Genomic DNA, 5,451 nt, shown 5'->3' with positions numbered 1-5,451 from the left:
CTGCGCGCGATCGATCCGGCGCTCGGCCGGGTCCGGGTGCCGATCCGCTGGATGGCCGACATGGGCGCCATGAGCACCGACCCGCGGCTGTCGCGCCTGTGCGCGTCCGATCCGCGCGGCGGCGGGGTCAGCGTCCCGCTCGGTTTCCTGGCCGGCTTCATGAACTACCGCCACTGCACGCCGGAGGCCTTCGACGCCGCGCCCGTCACACTGGTGGCCCCCGCGGCCGACACGTGGACGCCGCCGGACCTGAGTATCCGTTTCCTGCAGCGCATCTCGGGACCGACGGAACTGGTGATGCTGGAGAACTGCGGTCATTACCCGATCGAGGAGCCCGGTCTCGGGCAATTGCGCGACGCGTTCACCCGCGTGGTGGAGCAAGCCGGCACACCGTGACCAACAGCGCCTCGATGTCGAACCCGTCGCGCGTCATCGCGCGGTGCAACTGCGCGTCGATCGCGTGCACCACCGTCCGCGCCGTGGCCTCGGCGTCGTCACCGCCGCGGTCGCAGCGCTTCAGGTGGAACGCCAGCTCGGCACAGATGCGGTCCTCGAAATCTGTCAACGCGTCCAGTTGCTCGACGGTCGGCCGCGTCATCCGGTGCAGCAGCGCGTGCATTCGCGGCCTGTCGCCGTGGAGACCGACCACCGCGTCCAGCACCGTGCGCATCGCCTCGTCGAACGGGGGAGCGTCGGCGCGTAGCCGTGCGAACACGTCGGTCAGCTGCCGGTCCGCATCCCTGACGTGACGCTCGGCGAGGACCTGCAACAGCGCGAACTTGTCCGGGAAGTACTGGTAGAGAGTGCCGATCGACAGGCCTGCGCGTTCGGCGATCCGGTTGGTGGTCGCGGTGACGCCCTCCCGCGAGAAGACCTGCGCAGCGGCCTCCACCAGCGTGTTCACCGTCTCGCGGGAGCGCTGCTGGCGGGGTGTGCGACGAGGTTCGTTGATGGTTTGAAGTCTGGCCCACGATGCAACCATGGTGCAACGGTTACAGGCGTAGTTTCGGTGACGCAGACCACACGAGCAGGAGACTCACCATGACTGTGTACGCCCGCCCCGGGGCTGACGGCTCCCTGATGTCGTTCAAGCCCCGCTACGACAACTTCATCGGCGGCCAGTGGGTGGCGCCGAATGCCGGACGCTACTTCGAGAACCCGACGCCCATCACCGGGCAGACATTCACCGAGGTGGCCCGCTCCGACGAGTCGGACATCGAGAAGGCCCTTGACGCCGCGCACGCGGCCGCGCCGGCCTGGGGCAAGACCTCGGTCGCCGAGCGCTCGGTGATCCTGAACAAGATCGCCGACCGCATCGAGGAGAACCTCGAGTCGATCGCGCTGGCCGAGTCCTGGGACAACGGCAAGCCGATCCGCGAGACGCTCAACGCCGACATCCCGCTGGCCGTGGACCACTTCCGGTACTTCGCCGGGGCGATCCGCGCGCAGGAGGGTTCCCTGTCGGAGATCGATGACGACACCGTGGCCTACCACTTCCACGAGCCCCTCGGTGTGGTCGGCCAGATCATCCCGTGGAACTTCCCGATCCTGATGGCGGTCTGGAAGCTGGCCCCGGCACTGGCCGCGGGCAACGCGGTGGTGCTCAAGCCCGCCGAGCAGACCCCGGCCTCGATCCTCTACCTGATGGAACTCATCGGGGATCTGCTGCCCGCCGGGGTGGTCAACGTGGTCAACGGGTTCGGCGTCGAGGCGGGCAAGCCGCTCGCGTCGAGCAACCGGATCGCCAAGATCGCGTTCACCGGCGAGACCACCACCGGCCGGCTGATCATGCAGTACGCGTCGCAGAACCTGATCCCGGTCACCCTGGAGCTCGGCGGGAAGAGCCCGAACATCTTCTTCAACGACGTGATGAACGCCGCCGACAACTACCAGGACAAGGCGCTCGAGGGCTTCACGATGTTCGCCCTCAACCAGGGCGAGGTGTGCACCTGCCCGTCGCGCTCGCTGATCCAGGCCGACATCTACGACGAGTTCCTCGCGCTGGCCGCGATCCGCACCAAGGCGGTCCGCCAGGGCGATCCGCTCGACACCGAGACGATGATCGGCGCGCAGGCCTCCAACGACCAGCTGGAGAAGATCCTGTCCTACATCGAGATCGGCAAGACCGAGGGCGCCAAGGTCATCACCGGAGGTGAGCGCGCCGAGCTGGGCGGCGACCTGAACGGCGGGTACTTCGTCGCCCCGACGATCTTCACCGGCAACAACAAGATGCGGATCTTCCAGGAGGAGATCTTCGGCCCGGTCGTCGCGGTCACGTCGTTCACCGACTATGACGACGCGATCTCCATCGCCAACGACACCCTCTACGGTCTGGGCGCCGGCGTGTGGAGCCGCGACGGCAACACCGCCTACCGCGCCGGTCGCGACATCAAGGCCGGCCGGGTGTGGACGAACTGCTACCACCAGTACCCGGCGCATGCCGCGTTCGGTGGCTACAAGCAGTCCGGTATCGGCCGGGAGAACCACAAGATGATGCTCGACCACTACCAGCAGACCAAGAATCTGCTGGTGAGCTACAGCGACAAGGCCCAGGGATTCTTCTGATCCGCTAGCCGGAAACGACACGAACTCGCACGGACCTGCTGGGTCCGTGCGAGTTCGTGTCTGAAAAGCTGTGTCCGAAGCTAGAGAGCGGCGACGCCGGCCTCGGCGACGGCGACATCCTGGGCCACGCTCCCGGCGCTGACACCGATCGCGCCCACGATGGTGCCGTCGACCTCCAACGGGATGCCGCCGCCGAAGATCACCAGGCCACCGGAAAGTTGTTCGAGCCCGTAGAGTTCGGCGCCCGGCTGCACCAGGTCGGTCAGCGCGGCGGTGGGCGCGTTCATCATGATCGAGGTCCGCGCCTTGCGGGTGGCGATGTCGATGCTGGCCTTGATGGCGCCGTCCATCCGTGCGAAGGCGATCAGGTGCCCGCCGTCGTCGACCACCGCGATGTTCATCGGTTGGCCGATCTCGTGCGCCTTGGCGATCGCCGCGTCGACGATGGCCTGAGCTTTGGTCAGCGGCAGAGAAGTCATCGGTGACCTTTCGAAGAGGTTTTGCTGCAAGGCATTAGGTGACCTGCAGCCGATCCCGCCCATGGTATGCCTTGGGCGATAACGCCGACAACCTATCCGAAAGCCCAGTGCTGAGGACGGTTACTGGTTGGGAGATGGCTGCGCGCAAGCATTTTCATCGCTCCATCGCGAAAACTGGGCAGAAGTCCACAAATTCAGGAGGGATGGGCGAGTGTCGTACACCGACTTTTTCATCTGGGAGTTCCTGGGGACAGCGGTTCTCACCCTCATCGGCAGCGGATCGGTGGCGGCCGTGGTGCTGAAGAACTCGTTCTCGCACGGCGGGGGCGGCAACTGGTTGGTCATCGTGCTGGGCTGGGGCTTCGCGGTGTTCACCGCCGCCAGCATCGCCAGTCCGTCTGGCGCACACATCAATCCGGCCGTCACGCTCGCCGTCGCCATCAGCGGGGGTGTGCCGTGGGGGAGCGTGCCGTACTACTGGGCCGGGCAGATGCTCGGCGGCGTCCTCGGCGCCGCCCTGGCCTGGGCGGCGTTCAAACTGCAATTCGACGACAACGGCGACAATTCCGACACCAGGGCGATCTTCTGCACCGCGCCTGCGGTCAAGGGCACACCCTGGAATCTCGCCACCGAGGTGATCGCGACCTTCGTGCTGATCCTGTGGGTGCTGACCACACCCGAGGTGAACAACACGCTCGGATACGCCGGGGTGACGTTCGTGATCATCGCCATCGGTTTCGGTCTCGGCGGCCCCACGGGCTACGCCATCAACCCGGCCCGTGATCTCGGTCCGCGAATCGCCTACGCGCTGTTGCCGATCAAGGGTAAGGGCGACGTGCTGTGGTCCTACTCGTGGGTGCCCGTGGTCGGCCCGCTCGCCGGCGCGGCACTGGCCGCGGTGCTCACCGGTGCGCTGGCCTGACCGGGCGGGATCAGGGGTTGCCGGCCCAGCCGCCGCGCAGCGCGGCAGCGACCAGAGCGGCGCGCTTGTGCACGCCGAACTTGGCCATGATGTTGTGCAGGTGGAACTTCACCGTCGCCTCGCTGATGAAGAGGCTGCGGCCGATCATGCGGTTGTCCTGCCCGTCGGTGACCAGCCGCAGCACCTCCTGCTCGCGCCGCGTGAGTGCCGGCAGGTTCGCATCCTCGGCCGGGCTGTCGGCGGCACGCAGCCGGGCGACGACGGCGTCGGTGCTCGCCGAGTCCAGCGCGGTGTGCCCACCGGCCACACGCAACAGCGTGACCAACAGTTCCCCCGACGGCGAGCGGCGGTCGATCAGGCCGTCGGCGCCGCCGCGGATCAGCGCGACCGGGTCGGTGCGCGGGTCATGGCTGTCGATGACCACGACGACGTTCGGGCGCGGCGCGAGCCCGGCGAGCAGTGCCGGCAACCGCGTCCCGTCACCGGCGCCGAGCACCAGCAGTTCCGGGCGCAGGCTGCGCAGCCGTGCCACCGCCTCCGGCCCGGGCGGCATCTCGGCGACCAGCTGCACCGCGTCGGTACGTGTCATCATGTGGACCAGGCCGTGGCGCAGCAGTTCGTCGTTCATCACGACCGCGGTGCGCCGGCGTCGCACGCCGGTCAGACCGCCTCTGGCAGAGGCGATCTTGGTGTTGGCGCGGGCTCGCTGATGGCGATCGAGTTCCGGTTGCGCCGCATATCCCGTAGGGGACAAGCTCATCTGTGACTCCGTCGGTCGGTCGGCGGCCGAATGCTAGCCAGCCTCGCGTTGCATCGACGTTGCAATGAGACGAGTTCCACTCCGGTCGCTTCAGTGTGAGCCTGTCCGGTGCAACACGCAGTCCCCGCAGAGCCCGCCGCGCGGGGTCAGATAGAACAGGCAGCAGCTGTGCCGGCGGAACGTCGTCCCGGTCGTCGTGGCGGTGCCGTGCAGCCGCGGTAGCCGGGTCATCGACCGGATCAGTGCCCGTCCCGCAGGCACCGCCCCGGCATCGGTCATCCCCGCGACCGTGACGGCACCGTTGGCGGCGGAGATCACGTTGCCCCACATCACCTTCGGGGACAATGCCATCACCGGAGCCAGCCGGTCGACGATCGGCGCCAGCGCCGACGCCACGACGGTCCGGTCGATGAGTTCGGCGGCGACAGCAGGGTTCCGGGTGTCGTGCCACCCGACGGTGCCCGCCGCGAACTGCACCGCGTGGCCGTCGAGCCGCCACGACAGCACGTCGTCGGTCAGCAGCGGGACACCGGCGTCGGAGGCGAAAGAGCCGACGACCGGGGACAGCAGCCGGGAGGCCACCGACAGCTGCAGCGAGGACGCCGCGGCGCGCGGGGGCACCGCCGCGCCCATGATCATCAGGTAGTCGCCGGTGTTCATCATCGGGAACGCGAAGAACCCCCAGGTGGCCGCCAGCACCGCGCCGAGGATGTATACCGGCCGCC

General features: G+C 67.9%; 6 protein-coding genes and 1 pseudogene. 3 read left to right on the top strand and 4 right to left on the bottom strand.

Annotation, left to right across the window (positions count from 1 at the left end; all coding sequences use genetic code 11):
* Nucleotides 1-396 (top strand): annotated as a pseudogene (locus tag ASJ79_RS33255) (alpha/beta hydrolase); the annotation flags it as partial.
* Here ASJ79_RS33255 and ASJ79_RS17705 read toward each other — a convergent pair.
* Entirely contained in the window at nucleotides 362-982 is a 621-nt protein-coding gene (locus tag ASJ79_RS17705; RefSeq protein WP_067957769.1) for a TetR/AcrR family transcriptional regulator, read from the bottom strand. The pseudogene ASJ79_RS33255 and the gene ASJ79_RS17705 sit on opposite strands and share 35 nt — an antisense overlap.
* 59 nt (nucleotides 983-1,041) lie before the next feature.
* Between ASJ79_RS17705 and adh the strand changes: the two genes are divergently transcribed.
* On the top strand, nucleotides 1,042-2,565 hold the full coding sequence (gene adh / locus ASJ79_RS17700) for an aldehyde dehydrogenase (RefSeq protein ID WP_067957766.1): 1,524 nt from the start codon (nucleotides 1,042-1,044) through the stop codon (nucleotides 2,563-2,565).
* Nucleotides 2,566-2,645: 80 nt separating this feature from the next.
* Here the strand turns inward: adh and ASJ79_RS17695 are convergent, their stop codons facing one another.
* Nucleotides 2,646-3,044, bottom strand: a complete 399-nt coding sequence (locus tag ASJ79_RS17695; protein ID WP_067957763.1) for a heme-binding protein — start codon at nucleotides 3,042-3,044, stop codon at nucleotides 2,646-2,648.
* A 211-nt stretch (nucleotides 3,045-3,255) separates the two neighbouring features.
* On the opposite strand from ASJ79_RS17695, the gene ASJ79_RS17690 reads away from it, so the two are divergent.
* Complete coding sequence (locus ASJ79_RS17690) at nucleotides 3,256-3,966, top strand: MIP/aquaporin family protein (RefSeq protein ID WP_067957760.1); 711 nt, start codon at nucleotides 3,256-3,258, stop codon at nucleotides 3,964-3,966.
* A 10-nt stretch (nucleotides 3,967-3,976) separates the two neighbouring features.
* Here ASJ79_RS17690 and ASJ79_RS17685 read toward each other — a convergent pair whose 3' ends face one another.
* Nucleotides 3,977-4,726, bottom strand: coding sequence for a response regulator transcription factor (locus ASJ79_RS17685; RefSeq protein ID WP_082753902.1), 750 nt, complete (start codon nucleotides 4,724-4,726; stop codon nucleotides 3,977-3,979).
* A gap of 90 nt (nucleotides 4,727-4,816) precedes the next feature.
* On the bottom strand, nucleotides 4,817-5,451 hold a 635-nt coding region (locus ASJ79_RS17680), incomplete at its 5' end, for a (2Fe-2S)-binding protein (protein ID WP_067957755.1).

Source organism: Mycobacterium sp. NAZ190054, assembly GCF_001545925.1.
GTDB lineage: Bacteria > Actinomycetota > Actinomycetes > Mycobacteriales > Mycobacteriaceae > Mycobacterium.
The sequence above is the reverse complement of the archived record's forward strand: the minus strand, read 5'-3'. Positions and strand labels throughout refer to the sequence as shown.